16 protein-coding genes are annotated in these 23975 nt (G+C 75.2%); 5 read left to right on the top strand and 11 right to left on the bottom strand.

Annotated elements, in window-relative coordinates:
- Positions 1–1524: a nitroreductase family deazaflavin-dependent oxidoreductase gene (locus tag DMH08_RS08980; RefSeq protein ID WP_125612943.1), complete on the bottom strand. Its 1524-nt coding sequence runs from the start codon at positions 1522–1524 to the stop codon at positions 1–3.
- 122 nt (positions 1525–1646) lie between these two features.
- On the bottom strand, positions 1647–5510 hold the full coding sequence (locus tag DMH08_RS40920; protein ID WP_199747697.1) for a class I SAM-dependent methyltransferase: 3864 nt from the start codon (positions 5508–5510) through the stop codon (positions 1647–1649).
- 69 nt (positions 5511–5579) lie between these two features.
- Here DMH08_RS40920 and DMH08_RS08970 point away from each other — a divergent pair, with 69 nt between their 5' ends.
- On the top strand, positions 5580–6176 hold the full coding sequence (locus tag DMH08_RS08970; RefSeq protein WP_125612941.1) for a CGNR zinc finger domain-containing protein: 597 nt from the start codon (positions 5580–5582) through the stop codon (positions 6174–6176).
- Positions 6177–6230: 54 nt separating this feature from the next.
- Complete coding sequence (locus DMH08_RS08965; protein ID WP_026404651.1) at positions 6231–6695, top strand: SRPBCC family protein; 465 nt, start codon at positions 6231–6233, stop codon at positions 6693–6695.
- Positions 6696–6802: 107 nt separating this feature from the next.
- On the opposite strand, the gene DMH08_RS08960 is transcribed toward DMH08_RS08965, so the two are convergent.
- From DMH08_RS08960 to DMH08_RS08920, 9 genes are all read right to left on the bottom strand, one after another.
- Positions 6803–9349, bottom strand: coding sequence for a GMC oxidoreductase (locus tag DMH08_RS08960; RefSeq protein ID WP_125612939.1), 2547 nt, complete (start codon positions 9347–9349; stop codon positions 6803–6805).
- 4 nt (positions 9350–9353) lie between these two features.
- Entirely contained in the window at positions 9354–10481 is a 1128-nt protein-coding gene (locus tag DMH08_RS08955; protein ID WP_051301255.1) for an alpha/beta hydrolase, read from the bottom strand.
- A gap of 183 nt (positions 10482–10664) precedes the next feature.
- On the bottom strand, positions 10665–13649 hold the full coding sequence (locus tag DMH08_RS08950) for a helix-turn-helix transcriptional regulator (RefSeq protein WP_026404648.1): 2985 nt from the start codon (positions 13647–13649) through the stop codon (positions 10665–10667).
- A gap of 236 nt (positions 13650–13885) precedes the next feature.
- Positions 13886–14533: a fused DSP-PTPase phosphatase/NAD kinase-like protein gene (locus tag DMH08_RS08945; RefSeq protein WP_233617490.1), complete on the bottom strand. Its 648-nt coding sequence runs from the start codon at positions 14531–14533 to the stop codon at positions 13886–13888.
- Positions 14534–14598: 65 nt separating this feature from the next.
- The gene (locus DMH08_RS08940) at positions 14599–16020 is read right to left on the bottom strand and encodes a rhamnulokinase (protein ID WP_125612937.1); all 1422 of its coding nucleotides are present in this window, start codon (positions 16018–16020) and stop codon (positions 14599–14601) included.
- Complete coding sequence (locus tag DMH08_RS08935) at positions 16017–16637, bottom strand: LutC/YkgG family protein (RefSeq protein WP_026404646.1); 621 nt, start codon at positions 16635–16637, stop codon at positions 16017–16019. Before DMH08_RS08935 ends, DMH08_RS08940 begins: the two co-directional genes overlap by 4 nt.
- Positions 16634–18121, bottom strand: coding sequence for a LutB/LldF family L-lactate oxidation iron-sulfur protein (locus tag DMH08_RS08930; protein ID WP_199747700.1), 1488 nt, complete (start codon positions 18119–18121; stop codon positions 16634–16636). The genes DMH08_RS08935 and DMH08_RS08930 overlap by 4 nt, the downstream gene beginning before the upstream one ends.
- A gap of 32 nt (positions 18122–18153) precedes the next feature.
- On the bottom strand, positions 18154–18867 hold the full coding sequence (locus DMH08_RS08925) for a (Fe-S)-binding protein (RefSeq protein ID WP_026404645.1): 714 nt from the start codon (positions 18865–18867) through the stop codon (positions 18154–18156).
- Positions 18864–19955: a LacI family DNA-binding transcriptional regulator gene (locus DMH08_RS08920; RefSeq protein ID WP_125612935.1), complete on the bottom strand. Its 1092-nt coding sequence runs from the start codon at positions 19953–19955 to the stop codon at positions 18864–18866. The genes DMH08_RS08925 and DMH08_RS08920 overlap by 4 nt, the downstream gene beginning before the upstream one ends.
- A gap of 298 nt (positions 19956–20253) precedes the next feature.
- Between DMH08_RS08920 and DMH08_RS08915 the strand changes: the two genes are divergently transcribed.
- From DMH08_RS08915 to DMH08_RS08905, 3 genes are read left to right on the top strand one after another with little or no spacing between them, the layout of a single operon-like run.
- Complete coding sequence (locus DMH08_RS08915; RefSeq protein ID WP_026404643.1) at positions 20254–21792, top strand: sugar ABC transporter ATP-binding protein; 1539 nt, start codon at positions 20254–20256, stop codon at positions 21790–21792.
- A gap of 3 nt (positions 21793–21795) precedes the next feature.
- Positions 21796–22923 carry an ABC transporter permease gene (locus tag DMH08_RS08910; RefSeq protein ID WP_084550911.1) on the top strand — a complete coding sequence of 376 codons (1128 nt, stop codon included), beginning with the start codon at positions 21796–21798 and terminating at the stop codon, positions 22921–22923.
- Entirely contained in the window at positions 22920–23909 is a 990-nt protein-coding gene (locus DMH08_RS08905) for an ABC transporter permease (RefSeq protein WP_125612933.1), read from the top strand. Before DMH08_RS08910 ends, DMH08_RS08905 begins: the two co-directional genes overlap by 4 nt.
- Positions 23910–23975 lie beyond the last annotated feature (66 nt).

The following is a 23975-nucleotide window of genomic DNA, read 5'->3' as shown; positions in this document are numbered from 1 at the left end:
TCAGCGGGGGGTGAGGCGGAAGACGCGGAGCCGCCGGGTGGTGCGCTCCACGTAGCGGTCGTAGACCGGCCATACCCGGACGAGCCGGGGCCAGGCTTCGGCGCGCTCGTCGTCGTCGAGGAGGTGCGCCTTGACGGGGACGGCGCGGCCGCGGAACAGGACCTCGGCCTCCGGCGTCCTGAGGAGGTTGCCGGTCCAGGCGGGGTGCTTCTCGCGGCCGAAGTTGGAGCCGACGACGAGCCACGACCCGTCCCGCTCGGGCAGGCACGCCAGCGGGGTCGTGCGGGGCAGGCCGCTCACCGCGCCCGTGGTGGTGAGGATCAGGCTGGGCACGAGGAGCTGCCCGAGCATGAGGCGGCCGCCGGTCAGCCGGTTGAGGGTGCGGTCGACGGGCGGGACGATCCGGGGCCCGGCCTTCGCGAACCAGGCGGACCCGGAGACCCGGTGGAAGACGGGGCCCAGCACCCGCTGGACGGCGGTGCGCTCGGCGGCGGGGACGTGCGCCGCCGGGGGCGCGAGCCGTCCCGCGCGGCGCGCGTCCAGGTGCCCGGACGCGGCGAGCCAGCGCAGCCCGTCGGCGACCGTCTCCTCCACGGGGCGCAGCGTGATGCCGAGCGCGTCGAGGATGGGGCGGTCGTCGGTCGGGACGAGCGTCACCATGAACTCGGCCGCGTCCCGCGTCAGCGGGTAGTCGAAGGACCGGACGCGCTTGGCCGCGTCGAGCGCGGACCCGAGGCCGAGCATCACCGGGGACGGCACGCGGAAGGTGCGCGGCCGGACGCCGGTGAGCGCGCCGCACAGCGCCGCGAGCCGCGGCCACGTGAGGTAGCGGCCGCCCAGCACCCAGCGGCTCGCGCCCTGCCGGGACTCGACGGCGCGGGCGAGGGCCTCGGCGAGGTCGCGGACGTCCAGCACGGAGACGCCGCCGCCCGGCAGCGGCCAGACCTTCGACAGGGCCCCCACGAGCCCCTCCGGCAGGGCGTCGAGGACGGGCTGGTCGGGGCCGAACACGCCGCCCGGGTAGACGATCGTGACGGGCGCGCCGTCGTCCTGGAGGCCGCGCGCGTAGCGTTCGGCGGCGACCTTCGAGCGCCCGTAGCCGGTGCGGGGGCCGGCGAGGGGCGCGTCCGCGGTGATCAGCGGGCCCGCCGGGGGGACGAACACGCCGATCGTGGACACGTGGATCACCGGGGCGAGCCCGGCGGCGACGGCCCCGCCGACGACGTTGCGCGTCCCGGCGACGTTGGCGTCGACGACGTCGCGGCCGTGGCCGGTGACGCCGATCGCGGCGGCCGCGTGGATCGCGGCGTCGCAGCCCTCGAGGGCCTCGGCGACGGCCCCGGCGTCCAGCATGTCGCCCCGGACGAACTCGACGTCGCCGTCGGCGACGCCGAGCGCCCCGAGGACCCGTGCCGCCTTCCCCGGATCGCGCACCAGCGCGCGCGGCGCGTGGCCGCGCGCGAGGAGCGCCCGGACGGTGTGCGACCCGACGAACCCGGAGGCGCCTGTGACGAGAACCCGCATGTCGACAACCTAATGCTTGCTAGGCGCCCCCTCAAGATCGTTCCGTGGGGCGCGTTCGCCGGCCTCCGCGGGCGCCCGGCCGGACGTGCGCGGATGCCGGCGGACGAGCCGTACGGGCGGCCTCACTCCTCGGCCGTGTGGATCCTCCGTGCCGTGAACACCACGTCCGGTTCCGGGTGGGCGCGCAGCTCCCGCAGCAGCGACCGCCACTCCCGCGGCCAGCCCGCCTCGTCGCCGTGCAGCTCGGCGAGCGCGCACGCGAACAGGCCGCCGGCGAGGTCGCCCCGCGCCGCGAGCCGGGCGGCGTGCGGGTGGACGTCCTCGGCGTCCGGCACGTCCGGCACGACGTAGCCGTAGTGCAGGTCGTCGTCCTCGCCGCCCGCGAGCGCCTCGGCGACCGCCGCGGCGGCGAGGGCGCCGAGTCCCGCGCAGCCGTCGGCGAGCGCGTCCAGGGCGTCGTCCACCTCGTCCTCGTCGGCGTCCCAGTCGAGCGTCGCGGCCGACAGCTCGAGCGCGAGCGGCACCGGGAGCCGCCCCGCGACCGCGGCGAGCGCCGGCTCGCTCGCCGCGCGGTCCCGCGCGGCGCCGCCGCGGATCGCCGACACCAGCGCGGCCAGCCGCTGCGCGGCCGGGAGGTCGCGCTCGGCCTCGGCGTTCGCGCCGTCGCCCGTCCCGGCGAGCGTCGCGACGGCGGCGCCCAGCTCGTCCGCGCCCAGGCCCTCGCGCACGCAGCCCAGCAGCGCGAGCATCGCGGCCCGCCAGCGGCGCGTCTCCCCGAGATCGGTGAGGACGCCCGCGAGCAGCCCCGGGACCTCCGGCGCCCACGGCGCCCACCGGCCCAGCACCTCCAGCGCCCCGTCGGCGGCCTCCGGGTCGTCCGACCCGGCCACCCGGACGATCAGCGCCGCGTACTCCGCCCGGTACCGCTCCTCGATCTCGTGCGGCCACCCGCCGAGCACCTGCCGCGCGAGGTCCCGCGGCCCCTGCGCCGCCTCCGCCAGGACGCGCCGCGCGACCGGGTCGGCGATGTACGGGCGGAGCGCCGACGCGATCGCCGCGCGCACGTCCCGGTGCTGGCGCGGGTCGTCCCACGCCTCCGCGGCGACGGACAGCGCGTCCGGCACCCGGGTCCGCAGCAGGATCCGCAGCGCCTCCTTCCGCGCGGTGATCTTGCCGTCCGCCAGCACCGGCCGCAGCAGCGGCCCCAGTGCGCTCGGCCGGACGAACCGCGCCGCCCGTCCCGCCGCGTACACGGCGACGTGCGCGTCGTCGGACGACGCCCGCGCCAGCAGATCGGGCAGGACGTCCTGCGGCGACGACGTCCACGGCGCCGCGCTCAGCGCCGCCCGCCGCAGGTGCGCGTCGTCCGACTCCAGGTACGGGCGCAGCCGCTCCGCGCCCGTCCCCGGCACCGCCGCGATCGCCGCGACCGCCCCGGCCCGCGCGGACTCCGCGGCGCCCTCGTCGCCCGCCGCCCGCTCCAGCAGCCGCAGGTACGCGGCGTGCTGCCGCGCCGTCCAGCGCCGCGTCCACGCGCCCTCCGCCCGCGGGACGTACGCGACGTCGTCGCGCTGGAACCGCCCGGCCGCGTTCCCGGACAGCACCAGGTGCAGCAGGTCGGTGCGCTCGGACGCGATCGCGGCGAGCACCGCCGGGACCGCGACGGCCGACGGGTCCTTGCCCACCACCCGCTCGACCCGCTCGCCGCGCGTCCCCGGCGGCTCCAGCCACAGCGCGATCGCGGCGGTGATGGTCCGGTCGTCGGTGGCGTCGAGCGCCTTCTCCAGCGCGTCCTGCAGCACCGGCACCCCGTGGGCGCGGCGGCCGAGCGCCCGGACGAGCGCCAGCGCGAGCGCGTGGTCGTCGCGGCGGGCGTCCCGCTCCAGCAGCGGCGCCAGATGCTCGACGAGCCGGTGCTCCTGCCCGCGGGGCAGCCCCCGGTCGAGCCTGGGCAGGTGCGCGAACCCCGCGTGCCCCACCACCCGCTCCAGCAGCCCGACGCCGAACACCGCCAGGTCGCCCTCGTCCCGCAGCGCGCCCTGCCGGGCGAACGCCACCGCGATCTGGGCGAGCTTCTGCCGGGTCGTGTACGAGCAGTCCCGGGCGTCCAGCGCGTCCTCGGCGAACCGGCGGACGGACTCGGCGTGCCCGGCGCGCAGCAGCCCCTCCGGGACCGACGCCAGCGCGTCCAGCGCCCTGAGCCGGACCGGGTCCTGCTCGTTGCGGAGCCGGTCGAACGACTCCAGGAGCGCGCCCAGCGCCTCCGGGTCCCGCTCGCGGCCCGCGCAGCGGACGAGCAGCGCGTACCCCGCCGCGCGCTCCTCGGCGTCCGGCCGCCGGATCAGCTCGGCCAGCACCGGGCGCGCCTCCTCGAACGGCAGGAACGCGGTCACCCGCCGCACCTGCGCCGGATCGTCGGCGACCGCGCGCAGCCCCAGCATCCGGCGCGCCTCCCGGACCCGCACGTCCCGCGGCAGGACGTCCAGCAGCGCGTCCCCGAGGACGGCGGCGGTCAGGTCGACGCCGCGCATCGCCGTGTCGAACAGCGCGCCCCGCTCGCTCGGCGGCACCGCCTTCAGCAGCAGCCGCAGCGTGTGCTCGTCGCCCCGGACCGCCCGGGCGGCCTCCGCGAGCGCGTCCCCGCCGATCCGGACGATCCGCTCCCGCACCGCGCGGCGGCGCACCAGCGCCCCCGCCCGCCGCCCGTCCGCCAGCAGCAGCCGCAGCGTCCGCTCCGGCTCCGCGTCCAGCAGCCGCCCGACCCCGGGCAGCAGCGCCCATGGCAGGTCGCCGGTGTGCCAGTACTCCTCGAGCAGCCCCACCACGCGCGCCGGGTCGTGCTCCACCGCCGCCGCGACGCCCGTCCCGTGCCACTGCCACCAGGACGCCCGCGCGCCCTCCGCCAGTGCCCGCAGGCTCTCCTCGGCGTGGTCGAGGACGGCCGCGGGGTGCGCCCGTCCCAGCGAGTGCCGGTTCGGGACGGCGTGCGCGAGCGCCCTGAGGCGTCCCGCCGCGACCTCCGGGCCGCACGCGGGCAGCAGCGACGCCGCCTCGTCCTCGCCCCACCGGTCCGCGACCGGCCCGAGGAGCGCGTCCGCGAGGTCGCGCCGCCGGTGCTTGCGGACGGCCCGGTACGTCGCCGCGCGGATCGCCGCGGGCGCGTCCAGCAGGCTCTCCAGCAGCGCCTCCGGCCCCGGCGCGTACCGCACCGACAGCCGCACCGCCTGCTGCGAGATCCACGCGTCGGGGTCGCGCGTCGCGGCCAGCACGTGCGCGATCGACGCCTCGTCCCGCACCGCCGACGCGACGAACAGCGCCGTCGCCCGCTCGTACCAGCCCCGCCCTCCCAGCTCGTCCAGCAGCCCGGCGAGCGCCGGGTCCGCCGCGATCGCCGCCCACCACTGCTCCCAGTCCTCCGGGGCGCCCGCGCCCTCCGGCGCGAACCGCCGGGCGCGCTCCCGCTCGCGCAGCGCCGTCTCCAGCCGGGCCAGGCCGGGCGCGGCGTCCTCGGCCGCCAGGTTGTCGCCGTTGAGGAACAGGCCGCCGGGCCGCAGCACCGCGGCCAGTTCGCGGTAGGTGACGCGCAGCTCCGCGCCGGAGATCCAGTGCAGCGCGGTGGTGCTGACGGCGGCGTCGGCCCGCCGGTCGAGCCGCAGCCGCGCCGCCCAGCCGGCGTCGCGCAGGTCGAGCTCCTCGAACCGCAGCCCGTCCCGGCCCGCGTGCGCGGCCCGGCCGAGCGCCATCAGCAGCGGGTCGGCGTCGACCGCGACGACGGTGGCGGCGGGCAGCCGGTCCAGGATGCGGGCGGCGAGCGAGCCGGGCCCGCAGCCGAGGTCGAGGACGAGCGGGTCGGGCCGTCCGGCGGCGGCCTCCAGCGCGTCGATCAGCGCGGTGAACCGCTCCTCGCGGTCGGGGACGTAGCCCTCCTGCTGGACGTCCCAGCGTGCGATCCACGCGTCGGCGGTCTCCCGGTCGAGCAGCGTCATGACCTCTCCCGTAACTGTCGTATAGCCTTTGGATAGTTACAAGCTAAACGGGAAGGCGTAACTGGTCAAGTGGACTTCAACAGTCACACCGATGCGGTCGTGGAAGCCGCCGTCGAGCTGGTCAACGAGCTGACCGAGGGGGAGCGGCGCGGCCGCCCCTACCTGCTGCCCGCCCCCGCCGACCGGCTCGCCGCCGCGTCGAACGTGCTCCGCGGGCTGCGCCCGGAACGCCCCCGGGCCGACGCGGCCGAGGCCGAGGAGCTCGCGGCCGTCGCCCGCGACCTGCGCGCGGTCTTCGAGGGCGTCGCCGCCGGCGACCTGGACGCCGCCGCCGGGCAGGTCAACCGGCTGCTCGACGAGACCCGCGCCCGGCCCCGCCTGGCACGCCACGACGGCGAACCCTGGCACGTCCACTTCCACGGCGACGGCGGCACGCTCACCGCCGATTGGGCCGCCCCGTGCGCCACCGGGCTCGCGATCGTCCTCGGCGGCGAGTTCCGCGACCGGCTCGGCGTCTGCACCGCGCCCCGCTGCGACCGCGTCTACGTCGACACGTCCCGCAACGGCACCCGCCGGTTCTGCTCCACCGCCTGCCAGAACCGCGTCAAGACCGCCGCGTTCCGGGCCCGCGAGCGGCCCGGCGGCCGGCGGGGCGGCGAGGGCTGACGCCGCGGGTCCGGCGCGGTACGGTGCCGGGGACCGCCATCCGGGGAGGCACGCATGCCGCAGGAGATCGAGGTCGCCGCCACCGCGACCGCCGCGCCCGAGGTGCTCTTCCGGCACCTCGCCGTTCCGGAGGCGTGGGGCGCGTGGGGCCCGTTCCCGACGCCCGCCCGCCAGGTCCGCAAGGGCGACACCACCACGTACGGGGTCGGGTGCGTCAAGCAGATCTGGCCCGCCAAGGAGCAGACCGTCGCCTTCGAGCCCTACACGCGCTTCTCCTACATCGCGCTGTCCGGGCTGCCCGTCCGCCGGTACCGCTCGGACGTCCACCTGGAGGAGCACGAGGACGGCACCGGGACCGACCTGCGGTGGCGGGCGACGTTCGAACCGCTCGTCCCCGGCACCGGGCCCCTCCTGGGCTTCGTCTTCCGGCGGATGCTGACGATGTTCGTGCGCCGGCTTCCCGAGCACGCCGCGAACTGCCCCCCGGACTGCCCCGCCCGCGACGCGGGCGACCTGTAGCACCCGGCGCGTCCGGCGCGTCCGGCGCGTCCGGCGCGCCCGGGAAAGAGGCACGGGCCGAGAGCACCCCGCAGTTCCCTCGGCCCGCACCCGTCCTCGGACGGCCCCTAATCGGACTCGGGGCCGTACACCTCCCACAGCTCCCCGGCGAAGAACCGGGCGAAGTCCAGCAGCTTCCCCGCGCCGTCCGGGCCGGACGTCCGGAACGTCGTGAGCTGCTCCGCGAAGTCGCCCAGCTCGATGTGCAGGACGCCCGCCGCGACGACCGCCGCGTCCGCCTCGGCGTCCTCGGGGACGTGCCCCTCCAGCAGCCGCACGTACAGCGTGGAGGTGTCGGGCCAGATCCGCGTCGGCGGCCCGTGCAGCACGTTCTTGCGGCCGGTGAGCGTGCGCGGCCGGTCCTCGCCGTCGGTGAAGAACAGCCGGTACTTCATCAGCCGCCGGTCCTCGTCGCCGGTCGGCGCGAACAGGTTGAACCGCCCCCACCGGACGGGCCGCCGGCCCCCGTGCGCGGCGGCGTCCAGCCAGCCCTCGGCGCGCGCCTCGTGCTCGGTCTCGGCCAGGAACCGGTCCACGTCGTCGGCCGTGATCGTCAGCCGGAACGACAGCGGCTCGCGCCCCGGGTGCACCGCCCCGGCGCGCGGCTCGGTGACGCCGTAGGTGACGAACCCCTTCATCGTCTCGGTGAACGACAGCGAGGTCGCCTCGGCGCCGGCCGCCCCGGCGCGCGCGGGCGCGGGCGCGGCGGGGTCCGCCGCATCGAGCGGCGGCGGCGTACGGCCGGACGCCGCGGCGGACGGTCCCCTGGCACCGCCGCGGCTCCCCGACTCCGGCGCGTACGCCGCGCCGTTCCCCGCCCGATCCGGCGAGCCGGTCGACCCCCCGACCGGCTCGGCCCCCGTGAGGACCGGAACGGGGTCCCCCGCCGCCTCCGCGCCCCCCGGCGCGGAGACGGCGCGGGTCGCGCCCTCCAGCAGCCGCGTCGCCATGCGGTCGGCGTGCGCGGCGATCGTCAGGGAGGGATTGGGACCCACCGGGCCCGGCATCGCCGCCCCGTCGGCGATGTACAGGCCCGGGAACCCGTGGACCTCCCCGAAGGCGTCGCAGACGCCCCGCCCCGGATGGTCGGCCATCGGGGCGCCGCCCAGCGGATGCACGGTGACGATCCGCTTGCGGAACCACATCGGGTTGTCTGCGTACTCGGCGCCCAGCACGTCCGCGATGCCCTGCATGGTCTTGCGGACGCGGGTGAACAGCTCCTCGCTCGTCTCGGTCGTCCAGTCGGCGGCGAGGCGCCCGTCCCGCAGGTGCAGCCGCCCGTCGGCGGTGTCGCGGCCCATGCCGAGCAGCGGGAGCGAGCTGACGGTCAGCGCGCCGTCCCCGATCAGGTCCGAGATCTCCCGCGAGAGGTTCGTATCCGGGGCGTCCTTGAAGAACTCGACGAACCGGTCCCACAGGAAGCGCACCGCCCGCTCGACCGCGTCGCCCACGTCGAGGCTGTGCACGATCCAGTCGGTGAACCCCGGGTAGCCGCCCTCCTCGATGTAGGCGCCGCGGCCCGCGCCGGGGACGCCGTCGACCTCGTCGGGCAGCCGGATCGCGCTGGTGATCACCGGCCCGCGGGACGCGTCCAGCGGCCGGACGCGCTCGCGGTCGCGGGCGTTCAGCAGGAACGTCAGCAGGTCGCCGTTGCCGCTGAACCGGGAGCCGAGCGCCCCGCTCAGCCCGGGCAGCGCCGACCGCGACTTCAGCAGCAGGAACGTCGTGCCGTAGGTGCCGGCGCCCAGGACCAGCCGGTCGCAGGTGATCGTCTCCACCGGCTGCCGTGCCGGCCTGCGGCGGACGGTCAGGTCGGCGTGGTGCACGTAGTCGACCTCGTAGCCGCCGCCGGGACGGGGCCGGATCGCCTTCACCTCGCGGGCGGTGCGGATGTCGGCGCCGTGGTGCGCGGCCGCCGACAGGTAGTTGTGGTCGAGGCTGTTCTTGGCGCCCTCGTTGCAGCCGATGTCGCACTCGCCGCACAGCTTGCAGGTGCGGCGCGGCATGCCGTGCAGGTTGCCGTACGGCGGCTCGGCGATCGGCAGGCCGACGCCCGGCCGCCCGCCCGGCTCGCCGGCGAAGCTCACCGCGAGGGGCGGCAGCTCGCAGCGCAGCCCGAGCTCCGCCGCGGCGTCCTGCATCGCGTGCGTCTTCGGGGTGTCGCTGAACGGCGCCGTGTCGAGCGGGTACGGCGTCGCGCCCATCATCCGCTCGACGGCGTCGTAGTGCGGGTCCAGGTCGGCGCGGGAGACCGGCCACGACTCGTAGCCGCCGCCCGGCATCGGCTGCTCGTCGACGAACCAGTGCTCGTCCTTGCGCAGCAGGACGTTCGCGTAGATCAGCGACCCGCCGCCGAGGCCCGCCGACACCACCGAGTCGCAGCCCTTGAAGCTCCACACGTCGTACATGCCGTACAGCCCGGCGGCCGGGTCCCAGAAGGCGCGGTTCATCTGCCGGGGCGAGCGCGGGAAGCTGCCCGGCGGGTACGGCTGCCCGCGCTCCAGCAGCACCACCGACAGCCCCGCCTCCGCGAGGCGGTAGGCGGCCACCGACCCGCCGAACCCGGAGCCGACGACGACCGCGTCGACGTGCTCGGCCCGCTCTCCCGCCGCCATGCCCTCAGCCCGCCTTCCGCTTGAGGAAGTCCAGGACCCGCGGGTACACCTCGGTGTCGGACGCCCGGCCCATGAAGGGGTCCTGGTGGCCGTAGCCGGGGAGGATCTCCAGCTCGTGCAGCCCGGGGGTGATCGATTCGAGCGCGCGGTGGCAGACGATGTTGGAGTCGGTGAACACGTGGTTGCGGTCTCCGGTGAGGAACAGGATCGGCGTCGTCACGTCCGCGGCGCCCGCGAGGTAGTCGACGGGCAGGTCCGCGTGCCGCGGGTCCCGAGGGGCGTACCGCACCGCGCGTCCGGCCTCCACCATCCTGTGCATGTGCCGGTAGTAGTGGACGTTGCAGGCGCCGAACAGGTCGGTCAGCCGGGCGTGCGTGACCGGCGACATCTTGTCGTGCGAGAAGATCGGGCGCCCGCCGCCCCACATGAACGACAGCATGTGGCAGGCCGGTTCGCCGCAGTCGCGGTGGAACGGCGCGATCCCCTTCGCGAGCATCCAGCCGCGCGTCATCACCGGCGACGTCCCGTAGCGGGGGTCGACGTACGGCGGGCCGAGGACGTACTCCATCAGCGCTGGGCCGTACCTGAGCTTCAGCCTCGACCACGGCGGCGTGCGGGGCGTCAGCGCGACGCTGTTGCACACCAGGCTGGACACGCCGGTGACCGTCCCGGCGAACAGCGCCATCGAGAACGTCACCGACCCGACGCAGTGCGCGATGACGTGGACGCGGCGGCCGTCGCCGATGTGGCGGCGCATCTCCGCCAGCGCGGCCGGGTGGTCCCAGTGGGCGACGTCGTCGAAGGTGTGGCGGTGGGTCTCCGCGTTGTAGGGGAACCGGGCGCTCATCCGGTAGTCGACCGCCCACACGTCGCCGAACCCGGCGTCGTGCAGCGCGTTCACCAGGTTCGTGTGCTCGGGCATGACGTACATGTCGCTGGACGTCGTCAGCCCGTGCACCAGCAGGACGGCGTCGGTGCCGCCGTGGGCGGTGCCGGCGCGGCGGAACCGGGTCAGCGCGAGGCCGAGGCCGTCGGCGGTGGCGAAGGGATGCGCGGACACCTCGGCGTCGGCGACGCCGTCGTGCGTGAAACGTGCGATCCCGTCCGCGTCGACCGTTCTGATCGTCTTCATGGGGTGCCCACCTCCTTCGCGGCCTTCCTCCCGGCTCCGGACGCCCCTACCCTGCCAAACGCCGAGGTCGGCGCGGCATCGTGGAGAACCCGTACTTACGTGCATCGTGAGGCGTGCGGCCCGTGACCACGTACGTGAGATAAGAGTCGGAAAGGGACTCGTCGGTTCACTCCGGGCGTTGCTTCACTCCGGACGCTGCATGGCGGTCGCCACCCCGACCCGCGACGAGACGCCGATCTTCGCGAAGACGCGGGTGAGGTGCGTCTCGACCGTCCGGACGCTGAGGAACAGCCGTTCGGCGATCTGCTGGTTGCTGCAGCCCTCGGCGACGAGCCCGGCGATCTCCAGCTCGCGCGGCGACAGCCCGTACGGCGCGTCCGCGGACGCCTTCGCCCGGGCGCGCCGCCCGCCCTTCCCGGCACCGGCGCCCGGCACCCGCACGCCGAGGCGCCGCTGCTCCCGGACGGTCTCGGCGTGCAGGTCCCGCATGCCGCAGGCGTCGAAGACGGCGGCGGCGGCCCGCAGCCGGTCCAGCGCCTCCGGACGGTCCCCGGCGGCGGCGTGCGCGATCCCGGCGGTGAGTTCGGCGCGGCCCGCCTCCGGGCTTCGGCCCGCCGCCGCCAGCAGCGCGGCGGCCTCGCCCGCGATGCCCGCCGCACGCGCGGGGTCGGTGAGGCGGACGGCGTGGGCGCGGGCGAGCCGGCCCAGCCCGACGTCCCCCTCCAGCGCCGGGTTGGCCAGCTCCTCGGCGATGTTCGCCCAGGTGGCCGCGTCGTCGGCGTCGTCCTGCCCGGCGCGGACCCGCGCCAGCGACTCGGCGCACGCCGTCAGCGTGCCGAAGTCGAGCCCGCCGGTGCCGGCCGAGCACGCGGAGATCAGCGCCTCCGCGCCCGCCGCGTGGTCCCCCGCGTTGATCATCGCGAACGCGCGGGAGACGGGCGCCATGTGCGTCCACCACTCGCCCGACCCGGTGTCGCAGGAGACGGCCTCGTCCCCGGCGGCCGACGCCCGCTCGTGGTCGCCCGTCCAGCTCGCGATCAGGCACCGCTGCGTCGCCCCGTAGGCGATCACCTCGGGGGAGCGCAGGTCGCGGCCCACGGCGGCGGCCTCGTCGGCGGCGGCCGCGGCCTCCTCGAACCGGCCGAGCAGGCTGAGCCCGCGGGCCCGCCCGGCCAGCATGTAGCCGAGGATGTACAGCTGCCCGGTGCGCCGCGCGATCGCGACGAGCCGGTCGACGTGCCGCAGCGCGCTGTCGTACATGCCGAGGAACAGCTCCGCCCACACCAGCCAGGTGATGCAGTCGAGGCAGTCGGCGAAGTCGGTGTCGGCCGCCGCGGAGAACCGCTCGTCGGCCGCGCGCGCGTACGCGATCGCCTCGGCGATCTCGCCGCGGACGTACGACACCATCGGCCGCATCGACGCGACCGCCGCGGTCAGGCCCGCGCCCCACTCGGGCGCGCTCTCGGGGATGGTGTCCAGGACGGCCTGGGACCCGCGGTCATCGGCCTTCTGGATGCGGTCGGCGACCAGCCGGATCCGCAGCAGCACCGCCTCGGGCGTCTGCCGGTCCGGGAGGCGGCGCAGCTCGTCGAGCACCAGCGCGCGCGCCTCGTGGATGCGGCCGATCTGCCGGTCCATCACCGCGCACAGGTGCACGGTCCGCGCCCGGCGGACGGTGTCGTCCTCGGGCAGAAGCGCCAGCAGCGTCCGCGCGGTCTCCCGGCCCTCCTCCGCGTGGCCGCTGACGGCCTGCACGTGCGCGAGCTCCAGCAGCAGCTCTGTGCGGTCCGGCCCGCCGCCCGAGTCGCCGCCCGAGTCGCCGTCGCCCGCCGGCTCGTCCGGCAGCAGCCCCAGCGCGGCCTGCAGCCAGTACGCGGCTGTGCCGGGGGCCTGCTGCCCGACCGAGCGCGCCGCCTCCACCAGCGTCGCCGCCGCCCGCCGGTCCCCGAACCGGGCCGACCGCTCCACGTGGTGGGCCCGCACCGTCGCGGGGGCGCCCAGCTCCGCCAGCCGGACCGCGACCCGCTCGTGCGCCGCGAGCCGCCACCCCGCCGCCGTCGACGCGTACGCGACGTGCCGCACCAGCGGGTGCCGGAACTTGAACCGCCCGCCCGTCCCGGCGCGCACCACGTCGTGCCCGGTCAGCACGTCGAGCGCCGCCAGCGCGGCGGGCTCGTCCAGCTCGGCGGCCACCGCCGCGAGCGCCGGCTCGAAGAAGTCTGCGGCGACGGCCGCGCCGCGCGCCAGCAGCAGCGCCTCCTCCGGCAGCGCGCTCAGCTCGACCTGCAGCGCGGTCCGGACGGCCGCGGGCACCTCGGTCAGCTCGGCGACGCCCTCGCGCCAGTCGGTCCCGTCGATCCCGGAGCCCCCGGCGACGTCGTCGCGCCCCATCCTGGCCAGCGCCTCGAGGTAGAACGGGTTGCCGCCGCTGGCCTTGTACAGCGACTCGCACCGCGCCGGGCTCACCCGCGGGCCGAGGAACTCCTCGACCTCCCCCTGGGTGAGCGGGTCGACCGGCATGCGGGTGCCGTGCGGCCCGGCCGCGTCGACCAGCGCCGCCAGCCGCGGCGACGCCTGCGCGGGCCGGTACGCCGCCGCGATGAGCACCCGGGCGCGCGGCGGGTGCCGGACCAGATGGTCGAGCAGCTCGATCGTCGCGTCGTCGGCCCAGTGCAGGTCGTCCAGGATCAGGACCAGGCCGGACGGCGCGGCGAGCTGCTCCAGCAGGTGCCGCACCGTCCGGTGCAGCTGGTAGCGGGCCACCCGCGACACGGGGTCGCCGCCGGCGGGCGGCGGTTCGGCCGCCGGATCCGACAGGGACGGGAACACGGTGCCGAGCAGCCGCAGCTGCGCGTCCGGCAGGTCGGGGGCCGAGTCCTCGAGGAGGTCGTCGAGGGCGTCCACGACCGCGCCGAACGGCATCTCCTGCTCGAACTCGGCGGCGCGCCCGGCGCGGCACGGCAGCTTGCGGGCCCCGGCGCCGTCCGCCAACTCGCCCAGCAGGCGCGTCTTGCCGACGCCCGGCTCGCCGATCAGCGCCAGGAACCCGAACCCGTGCTCGACGCCGTCCAGGGCGCGGCCGATCCCGTCCAGCGCGTCCCGTCGCCCTACCAGCGGAGCGTTGCCGATCGGCTGAGCACCGGCGTCGCGGTCGGCACGACCCTCCATGTCCACACCCCAACAGCGACAGGCGGTCGATACGCCGTGATCATGCTTGTCGTCGCGGTTCCCGAGAATTGCAGGGATCACCTTATCGGGTGATCAGTCAATAAGTCGGGGGAACACGCCCCCGGGCCCCGCGGGGCCGCACGGATCCGCCTCCTTCTGACCATCGTGTCCAATAGCTATCAAGCGTCGCAAGGGGGCCGGTGTCAACCGGTGGTGGGTAAACCGTGCCCCGGCCGTCACATTCCGCGCGCCCGGGCCCGCGCCCGGCGGGGAGAGTCGGCGATCCGGCTGAAGAGGACCACCGCCCGCGGCGGGCGCCGCGCCGCCGGGCCGTCCAGTCCCCGCATGAACGCGAGCTGCTCGAGCGTCGGCGGTCCGAACGCGAGGCTCCGCCGGGCGGCCGTCGCCGCGTAGGCCCGGCCCGCGCCGACCAGGTACGCCGCGACCATCGATCCCGTCCGTCCCACCCCGGCCCCGCAGTGCACGAACACCGGGCGCCGCGCGTCCGCGACCACGTCCAGGAACCGCCGCACCTGCTGGGGCGTCGGCGTCCGCCCGTCCCGCACCGGGATCCGCACGACCGCCATGCCGGACGCCCGGGCGGCCGGGCCGGGCGCCCCGGGGGCCTCGGAGCGGAGGTCGACGACGGTGCGGACGCCTTGCGCGCGCAGCCACCGGTAGCCCTCGGCGGTCGGGGCGGCGCCGCGCCACACGCGGTCGTCGACGCGGGCGAACTTCGCGATGCCCGGCGCGGGGACACGGTGGACGCCCGCACGGGCGCGCTCGCTCAGCAGCAGCATCGCCGTGCTCGTGGCGAGCCAGGACGCCGCGTATCCCGCGGCGCCGCCGGCGAGCGTCCAGCCGATGATTCGCCGCGCGCGCACACGGCGAGGCTATACGTCGCCATATCCCGGCGCCATAAGTTGGCGCCACACCTCGGCGCTACACGTCAGCGCAGGCGCTCGGCGGCCTCGTCCCAGCGGCCGGAATCGGCCGACGGCTCGTAGCGGCGCAGCGGCTGCGTCGCGGCGACGAGTTCGCGCATCTCGGCGAGACTCCCCACGATGCCGTGCGCGCGCGCCTGCACCAGGACGTTGCCCAGTGCGGTCGCCTCGACCGGGCCCGCGACGAGCGGGAGCCCGCACGCGTCGGCCGTCAGCCGGCACAGCAGCTCGTTGCGGCTCCCGCCGCCGACGAGGTGCACGACCTCCACCTCGGTGCCCGACAGCCGCGCCGCCTCGCGCAGCGTCTCCCGGTGCGCGAGGGCGAGGCTGTCCATGATGCAGCGGACGGTCTCGGCGCGCGTGGCCGGCTCGGGGAACCCGCGGCGGCGGCAGTGCGCGGCGATCCGGGACGGCATGTCGCCGGGCGGCAGGAACTCCGGGTCGTCGGGGTCGATGAGGGAGCGCAGCCCCGGCACCCGCGCGGCCTCGGCGAGCAGCGCGGGCAGGTCGGGGTTCCCCCAGGCCCGCATCGACTCCTGCAGGAGCCACAGCCCCATCACGTTGCGCAGGTACCGGACGGTGTCGTCCACCCCGCCCTCGTTGGTGAAGTTCGCCTTGCGGCTCTCCTCGCCGAGGACGGGCTCGTCCAGCTCGACGCCGACCAGCGACCACGTCCCGCACGAGATGTAGCCGAACCGGCCGGACGCCGGGACGGCGGCGACCGCGGACGCGGTGTCGTGCGAGCCCACGGCGGTGACGGGGGTGCCGCGGTGCCCGCACTCGCCGCCCGCCTCCGGCCCCATGCGGCCGATGACCTCGCCCGGGTCGACCAGCGGCGCCAGGAGGTCGGGCGAGGCGCCGACGAGGTCGAGCAGCGTGGTCGACCAGAGTCCGGTGCGGGGGTCGAGCAGTCCCGTCGTGGACGCGTTCGTCCGCTCCGCGACCGTCTCGCCGGTCATCCAGTGGGCGAGCAGGTCGGGGATCAGCAGCAGGGAGTGCGCGCGGGACAGGTCGTCGGCGGCCAGCTGGTAGATCGTGTTGAACGGGAGGAACTGCAGTCCGGACTCCCGGTAGAGCAGGTCGTCGCCGATCTCGGCGCGCAGCCGCTCCATGACCCCGTCGGTCCGCCCGTCCCGGTAGTGGACGGGGTTGCCGAGCAGCTTCCCGTCCTCGTCGAGCAGCCCGTAGTCGACGGCCCACGAGTCGATGCCGATGGACGCCAGCTCGCCCGTGTGCGCGCGCAGGCCGTCGAGAACGTTGCCGTAGAGCCCGAGGATGTCCCAGTGCAGCGTGCCGTTCACCCGCACGGGCCGGTTCGCGAACCGCCGCTCCTCCCGCAGGTCCAGGACGTCCGGTCCGACCCGCGCCGTCATCACCCGGCCGCTGGACGCGCCGAGGTCGACGGCCGCGAACACCTTCTCGCTCATTCGGCGATCACCACTTCCAACGTTCGGGGGCCGTGCACGCCCTCCACGCGCGACAGCTCGATGTCGCTGGTCGCGGACGGACCGGAGACCATCGTCAGGGGACGGGACGGGTCGAGCCGCTCCAGCGCCTCGGGGACGTCCGGCGCCACCTGGGCGGCGCGCACGACGATCAGGTGGTAGTCGGGGACGAGCGACAGCGCCCGCGGGCCCTGCCCGGCCCCGTGGTCGAGGACGATCGTGCCGGTCTCGGCGATCGCGGCGGCGCAGCCGGTGACGGCGCCCGCGAGCCCGTCGAGGTCGGCGACGGCCGGGTCGCGCACCAGGTCGGCGTCCGCGCCCGCGAGCCACGCCGCCGGCAGGTCGCCGGGGACCCCGTGCGCGCCCGGACGCGCGGCCAGCCGCTCGGCGATCACCCGCGGCAGGTCGGCCTCGGCGGCGCGCAGGACGACCGCGCGGTAGTGCGCGACGCGCTCGGCGAACAGGTCGAGCACCCCGTCGTCGTGGTGCCGCCGCAGGTAGCCGCGCTCGATCCGCGCGTAGTCGGCGGCGATCTCGGCGTCCGGACGCGCCGGGACGATTCCGTCGATCCGCCGCAGGATCTCCTCGCGCGCGCTCACGCGTCCTCCCCCTTCTCCCGCTTCGCGTCCTCCGTGCCTCCCGGGCCGGCCGGGTCGGTGCCGTGTCCCGGGTCGGGTGTGCGGCCGCCGTCGGTGCGGGCCCACCAGGCGCGGAACGACTCCTTCGGCGGCGCGGGCGCGTCGCGGGTCTCGGTCCAGGCGCCGAGCGGCCCGGGCAGCCGCCGGATCCGGCCGCGCGGCGCGACGATCCGGCGGGACGCGGACGCGGCGCGCTGCGCGAGCGCGAGCCGCGCGGGCGAGCGCAGCGTCCACCCGGCCGCCGTCATCGCGGCCTTCTCCACCGGGTGGCGCGGCCCGTCCTCGACGGCGCGGGCGCGCAGGTGGACCAGCACCTCGGGGATGTCGATCGCGACCGGGCACGCCTCGAAGCACGCCCCGCACAGCGACGACGCGTAGGGCAGGGAGGCGTCGACCTCGGAGCCGATGCCGCGGATCTGCGGCGACAGGATCGCGCCGATCGGCCCCGGGTACGGGGAGCCGTAGGCGTGCCCGCCGGCCCGCTCGTAGACGGGGCAGACGTTGAGGCACGCCGAGCAGCGGATGCAGCGCAGCGCCTGGCGGCCGACCTCGTCGGCGAGCGTGTCGGTGCGGCCGTTGTCGAGCAGCACGAGGTGGAAGTCGCGGGGCCCGTCGCCGGGGTGCACGCCCGTCCAGGTGGAGGTGTAGGGGTTCATCCGCTCGGCCGTGGACGAGCGGGGGAGGAGCTGCAGGAACACCTCGAGGTCCCGCATCGTCGGGACGATCTTCTCCACGCCCATCACCGAGATGAGCGTCTCGGGGAGGGTGAGGCACATCCGGCCGTTGCCCTCGGACTCGAGGACGACGAGGGTGCCGGTGTCGGCGACGGCGAAGTTGACGCCCGACACCGCGACCTTCGCCGACAGGAACTTCGCGCGCAGGTGCCGCCGGGCGGCCTCGGCGAGGTCGGCGGGGGAGTCGCTCAGGTCCGCGGGCGCGTCCGGCATCTCCTTGCGGAAGATGTCGCGGATGTCGGACCGGTTCCGGTGGATGGCGGGGACGAGGATGTGCGACGGGCGGTCGTGGCCGAGCTGCACGATCAGCTCGGCGAGGTCGGTCTCGTAGGCGGCGATGCCCTCCTCGGCGAGCGCCTCGTTCAGGCCGATCTCCTGGGTGGCCATCGACTTGACCTTGACGACCTCGGTCTCGCCGGTCGCCTTCACCAGGTCGGCGACGATCCGGTTCGCCTCGGCGGCGTCCCGCGCCCAGTGGACCGTTCCGCCCGCCTCGGTCACCTTCTCCTCGAGCACCCGCAGGTAGTGGCCGAGGTTCGCCAGGACGTGGTCCTTGATCTGCTTGCCCGACTCCCGCAGCGCGCCCCAGTCGTCCAGTTCGGCGACGGCGTCGGCGCGGCGCTCCCGGATCGTGCCGGTGGCGTGCGCGAGGTTGCCGCGCAGCCGCGGGTCCGCGACGGCGCGCCGGGCGGCGTCGGGGAAGGACGGCATGCCGAGGTAGGTCGGCATCGCGTTCTGGGACGTCACGACGGGTCCTCCTCCGTGGACGCGAGGATCTCGGCGAGGTGGACGGTCCGGACGCCCGCGCGGGTGCGGCTGAGCGCGCCGCCGATGTGCATCAGGCACGAGTTGTCGGCGGCGCACAGGGTCTCCGCGCCGGTCTCCCGGACGGCCGTCACCTTGTCCGCGCACATCGCGGCCGAGACCTCGGAGTTCTTCAGCGCGAACGTGCCGCCGAACCCGCAGCACTGGGTCGCGTCCGGCAGGTCGACCAGGTCGATGCCGCGCACCTCGCGCAGCAGCTTCAGCGGGCGGTCGCCGACGTGCAGCATCCGCAGCGAGTGGCAGGTCGGGTGGTAGGTGACGCGGTGCGGGTAGTACGCGCCGACGTCGGTGACGCCGAGGACGTCCACGAGGAACTCGGTCAGCTCGTGGACGCGGGACGCCAGGCCCGCGGTGCGGGGCGCGAGGCGGGGATGCCAGTCCCGGATCATCGCCGCGCACGACGCCGACGGCGTCACCACCGCGTCGTACGCGTCGAACGTCTCGGAGAACCCCTTGACGAGGTGCTTCGCCTGCGTGCGGTAGCCGGTGTTGAGGTGCATCTGCCCGCAGCACGTCTGCCCGGGCGGGAACTCGACGTCGTGGCCGAGCCGCCGCAGCAGCCGCACCATCGCCTTGCCCGTCTCCGGGTACATCGTGTCGTTGACGCACGTCAGGAACAGCGCGATCTTCACCCCTGACCCCCCTTCGGGCCCCCCGCGGGCCGGCTGGACTCGCGGACCACCAGTTCCGGCTGGAACATCACCTGCTGGTGAGCGTGCCCCGCGCCCTCGTCGTCGCACTCCTCGAGCAGCAGCTCGGTCGCGATGCGGCCGAGCTGGTAGGTGGGCTGCCGCACGGAGCTGAGCGGGACGGCGGCGGCCGCGGAGAACTCGATGTCGTCGTACCCCATGATCGCGACGTCGGTCGGGACCTTCACGCCGGCCTGCAGCAGCTCGCGCTGCACGCCGAGCGCGAGCAGGTCGTTGGCGCAGAAGACGGCGTCCGGCAGCGGGCGGCCGTCCGACAGCAGCCGCAGCGCGGCCTCCTGCCCGGCCCGGGCGTTCATCGCCGGGACGGTCACCTCGCGCATCGCCTCCCGGCCGAGCCCGGCGGCCTTGAGCGCGCGCAGCGCCCCCCTGCGCCGGTCGGCGCACTGCCGCAGGACGGACGGGCCCGCGACGTACGCGAGCGTGCGGGCCCCGTCGTCCAGCAGCCGCCCGGCGGCCAGCTCGCCGCCCGCGACGTCGTCCACCGCGACCGAGCACTGGTTGGCGCGCGGCGTCGGGTGGTCCAGCAGGACGACCGGGACGCCGCGGTCGCGGAGCACGTCGGCGTTCGCGCCGTCGTCGCCGACCGGGGTGAGCAGCACGCCGCGGACCCGCTGCTCGGCGAGCACCCGCAGGTTGCGCTGCTCCCGGTCGTCCGACTCGGCGGACGACGCGAGGATCACCGCGTAGCCGCGCTCGCTGGCGACGTCCTCGACGCCGCGCGCGAGGTCGGTGAAGAACGGGTTGGCGAGGTCGAGCACCATCAGCCCGATCGTGCTGCTGTGCCCGGCGCGCAGCGTGGACGCCGAGCCGTTGCGGACGAAGCCGAGCTCGACGATCGCCTGCTCGACGCGTGCGCGAGTGGCCTCGGCGACCCGCTCGGGGCGGTTGAGCACGTTCGACACGGTGCCGGGGGAGACGCCGGCGCGGGCGGCGACCTGCTTGATGCCCACGGCGGGGCGCCCCCGAGCGGGGCGGCCGCCGCCCGGCCGCCCGGTGCCTTCAGTGCTCACGCTCTCGCCCCCGTCGGATCCGGTTGTGGTGTCGGACACTTTGGGTCATCGATTAAAACGTGTCAACCCCGAGATGAACAGCCGGGTGCCCCCGCGGGCGGCGGCCGGACCCGGACGCCGGGCATCTTCAAAACGTCGCCGTCCCTTGCCACACCGAGGTTTCCGCGACGTTACGCCGGGTTCTCGCCGATGTTCCCTCTTGACGGGTGCATCAGGTCACATCTACCGTCCTCCGCAACATCCTGTTAAAACGTTTTTCACCGTCCCGTTTCGGACGTCCCCCGCGAGGAGGGTCGCCATGAGTGCACCCGGCCGGTCGGCACCGCCGACATTGGCCCTGGTCAACGTCAGCAAGTCCTTCGGCGCCGTCCGCGCCCTCCAGGGCGTGACCCTGGAGCTCCACGCGGGCGAAGTGCACGCGCTCGCGGGGGAGAACGGCGCAGGCAAGTCCACGGTCGTAAAAACGTTCGCAGGCGTGCACCGGCCGGACGCGGGCGAGGTGCGGGTCGACGGCGAGCCGGTGAGCTTCGGCGGCCCCGCCGACGCGCAGGCCGCCGGCGTCGCCGTCATCTACCAGGAGCCGACGATGTTCCCCGACCTGTCGGTCGCGGAGAACATCTTCATGGGGCGGCAGCCGCGCGCCGCCGGCGGCCGCATCGACCGCAGGGCGATGCACGCCGAGACCGCGAAGCTGTTCGAGCGGCTCGGGGTCGCGCTCGACCCGCAGCAGCCCGCGCGCGGCCTGTCGATCGCCGACCAGCAGGTCGTCGAGATCGCCAAGGCCATCTCCCGGGACGCCCGCGTGCTGATCATGGACGAGCCGACGGCCGCGCTGACCGGGCAGGAGGTCGCCCGGCTCTTCACCGTCACCCGGACGCTGCAGGAGCAGGGCTGCGCGATCCTGTTCATCTCGCACCGGCTGGAGGAGATCTTCGAGATCTGCCAGCGGGTCACCACGCTGCGGGACGGCACCTACATCGGCACCGAGGCGCTCGAGGGCCTCACGCCCGACGACCTCGTCCGCCGCATGGTCGGCCGCGACCTCGACGCGCTCTACCCCAAGCAGGACGTGGCGCCCGGCGAGGTCGCGCTCAAGGTGAGCCGGCTGACCCGCGAGGGCACCTTCACCGACGTCTCGTTCGAGGTGCGGCGCGGCGAGATCGTCGCGCTCGCCGGGCTGGTCGGCGCGGGCCGCTCCGAGGTCGCCCGCGCGATCTTCGGGGTGGACCGCTGGGACGCCGGCTCCGTGGAGGTCGCGGGCAAGGCGCTGCCCGCGGGCAGCCCGACCGCCGCGATGTCGGCCGGGCTGGCGCTCGTCCCCGAGGACCGCCGCCAGCAGGGGCTCGTCATGGACATGTCCATCGAGCGCAACATGGGCCTCACCCAGCTGCGGTCGCTGCGCCGCGCGACCGGCCGCGCCGGGCTGATCTCCCGGAAGGTCGAGCGCGACCGCGCCGCCGACTGGGCGCTGAAGCTCCAGCTCAAGTACGCGCGGCTCACCGACGTCGTCGGCGTCCTGTCCGGCGGCAACCAGCAGAAGGTCGTGCTCGCCAAGTGGCTCGCGACCGAGCCGGACGTCCTCATCGTGGACGAGCCGACGCGCGGCATCGACGTCGGGACCAAGGCCGAGGTGCACCGGCTGCTGTCCGAACTCGCCGCGCAGGACCTCGCCGTCCTGATGATCTCCTCCGACCTGCCGGAGGTGATCGGCATGGCCGACCGCGTCCTGGTGATGCACGAGGGCCGGATCACCGCCGAGATCGGCCGCGGGGACGCGACCGAGGAGAACGTGATGGCCGCCGCGACCGGCCGCGCCGACAACGGAAAGGCGGCCTGACCCATGACCGTCCTCGCAGAGTCCCCGGCCCGCAGCGGGCCGGACGGCGCGCCGGGGGGAGGGCGCCGCCTCGTCGACTTCATCCTGCGCGCGCGCGAGCTGAGCATCTTCGGGGCGCTGGTCGTCCTGGTCGTCGCCACGACGATCGCGAACCCGCGGTTCCTGTCCGAGCAGGGCGTGAAGGACATCTTCCTCAACGCCTCGATCCTGGTGCTGCTGGCCGTCGGGCAGACGATCGTGGTCGTCACCCGCAACATCGACCTGTCGGTCGGGTCGACCGTCGGGCTCGTCGCGTTCCTCGTCGGCAGCTTCGTGTCGGACAGCGACACCAACATCCTCGTCGCCGTCGCCCTCGGCGTCGGCATCGGCCTCCTCTGCGGCCTCGTCAACGGGCTGCTCGTCAGCTTCTGCAGGGTGCCCGCCCTGGTCGTCACGCTCGGCACGCTGTACGTGATCCAGGGACTCCAGTACCGCATCGCGCAGGGCGAGCAGATCAGCGCGTCCGAGGTGCCGGACGGGATCCTGTCGATCGGCACCGGCGGCGTCCTCGGCGTCCCGTACCTGCCGATCATCACGGTGATCGTGATGCTGATGGTCGGGTACTACCTGCGCTCCTACTCGTCCGGCCGCGAGTTCTACGCGATCGGATCGAGCCCGGAGGCGGCGCGCCTGGCCGGCATCCCGATCCGCCGCCGCGTGCTGACCGCCTACCTCGTCAGCGGCGGCCTCGCCGGCCTCGCCGGGGTGCTGTGGCTGGCCCGGTTCGGCACGGTCGTCGCCGACGCCGCCAACGGCTGGGAGCTGACGGTCGTCAGCGCCGTCGTGGTCGGCGGCGTCGCGATCACCGGCGGCGTCGGCACCGTGTACGGCGCGGCGCTCGGCGCGCTCCTGCTCACCACCATCGGCAGCGTGCTGGTGGTGCTCAAGGTCAACTCGTTCTGGCAGCAGGCCATCACCGGTGTGCTGCTGCTCCTGGCGATCAGCGTGGACCGGCTGCTGGAGCTGCGCGTCGCACGGGCGCTGAAGTCCCGCACCAGGCATTCGGTCGACGCGCCCGGCGCGGCGGCGAAGGCCGGGTCCGCGGCGGCCGGGTCCGAGACGGTCACGGTCACGAAGGGGAAGGACTCATGACGAGCGACGCGCGCTCCCTCTCGAAGACGGGTGCGGCCGGACGGTTCGTCCGGTGGGAGACGGCCATCACGGCGCTGCTGGTCGCGGTGTTCGTCGGCGGCATCGGGGTCTCGCCCGACTTCGGCAACAGCGGAAACCTGTCGTTCGCGCTGCGGGACCTGTCGGAGATCGCGCTCATCGCGCTGCCGATGACGCTGCTGGTCGTCTGCGGCCAGGTGGACCTGTCGGTCGCGTCCGTGCTCGGCCTGTGCAGCGCCCTCACCGGCAAGCTGTGGGACGGCGGCATGGCCATCGAGTCGATCATCCCGATCGTGCTCGCGGTCGGGCTGGTCTGCGGCCTGGTCAACGGGTTCCTGGTGACGAAGCTGGGGCTGCCGTCCCTGGCGGTGACGATCGGCACGATGACCCTCTACCGGGGCCTGGCCTACGTCACGCTCGGCACCGGCGCGGTGTCGCAGTTCCCCCAGACCTACACCGACATGACGCTGAACAACGTGCCGGGCACGCCGATCCCGTACCCGATCGCGCTGTTCGCCGTCCTGGCGCTGCTGACCGCGGTCGTCCTGCACGCCACCGGCATCGGCCGCTCGCTGTTCGCGATCGGCGCGCAGGAGGACGCCGCGTACTTCGCCGGCATCCGCGTCAAGCGGATCAAGTTCGTGCTGTTCGCGGTGTCGGGCGTCGTCGCCGCCCTCGCCGGCATCATCTACACGCTCCGCTACGGCAGCGCCCGCGCCGACAACGGCCTCGGCCTGGAGCTGACCGTCATCGCGGCGGTGCTGCTCGGCGGGATCGACTTCGACGGCGGCAAGGGCACCCTCGGCGGCGTCATCGCCGCGGTGCTGGTGATCGGCCTGCTGCGCAACCTGCTGATGCTCAACGACGTCAGCACCGAGACCCAGTCGATCGTCACCGGCTTCCTGCTCATCATCAGCGTCCTCACGCCGCGGCTGATCGCCGTGTCCCGCGAGGCGCGAGGACGCTGATGATGAGCAGGAAGCCGGTGACGATCGTCTGGGTCTCGGTGCTGACGTCGTTGAGCATCAGCAGGT

This window comes from Actinomadura sp. WAC 06369 (assembly GCF_003947565.1).
Classification (GTDB): Bacteria; Actinomycetota; Actinomycetes; order Streptosporangiales; family Streptosporangiaceae; genus Spirillospora; species Spirillospora rifamycini.
This window is presented reverse-complemented; position numbering and strand designations above follow the sequence as displayed.

Bases quoted from the DNA above. Each gene is read 5' to 3' on its own strand.
- DMH08_RS08980 (WP_125612943.1), bottom strand. From the start codon at position 1,524: ATGCGGGTTCTCGTCACAGGCGCCTCCGGGTTCGTCGGGTCGCACACC.
- DMH08_RS40920 (WP_199747697.1), bottom strand. From the start codon at position 5,510: ATGACGCTGCTCGACCGGGAGACCGCCGACGCGTGGATCGCACGCTGG.
- DMH08_RS08965 (WP_026404651.1), top strand. From the start codon at position 6,231: ATGCCGCAGGAGATCGAGGTCGCCGCCACCGCGACCGCCGCGCCCGAG.
- DMH08_RS08960 (WP_125612939.1), bottom strand. From the start codon at position 9,349: ATGGCGGCGGGAGAGCGGGCCGAGCACGTCGACGCGGTCGTCGTCGGC.
- DMH08_RS08955 (WP_051301255.1), bottom strand. From the start codon at position 10,481: ATGAAGACGATCAGAACGGTCGACGCGGACGGGATCGCACGTTTCACG.
- DMH08_RS08950 (WP_026404648.1), bottom strand. From the start codon at position 13,649: ATGGAGGGTCGTGCCGACCGCGACGCCGGTGCTCAGCCGATCGGCAAC.
- DMH08_RS08940 (WP_125612937.1), bottom strand. From the start codon at position 16,020: ATGAGCGAGAAGGTGTTCGCGGCCGTCGACCTCGGCGCGTCCAGCGGC.
- DMH08_RS08930 (WP_199747700.1), bottom strand. From the start codon at position 18,121: ATGCCGTCCTTCCCCGACGCCGCCCGGCGCGCCGTCGCGGACCCGCGG.
- DMH08_RS08915 (WP_026404643.1), top strand. From the start codon at position 20,254: ATGAGTGCACCCGGCCGGTCGGCACCGCCGACATTGGCCCTGGTCAAC.
- DMH08_RS08910 (WP_084550911.1), top strand. From the start codon at position 21,796: ATGACCGTCCTCGCAGAGTCCCCGGCCCGCAGCGGGCCGGACGGCGCG.
- DMH08_RS08905 (WP_125612933.1), top strand. From the start codon at position 22,920: ATGACGAGCGACGCGCGCTCCCTCTCGAAGACGGGTGCGGCCGGACGG.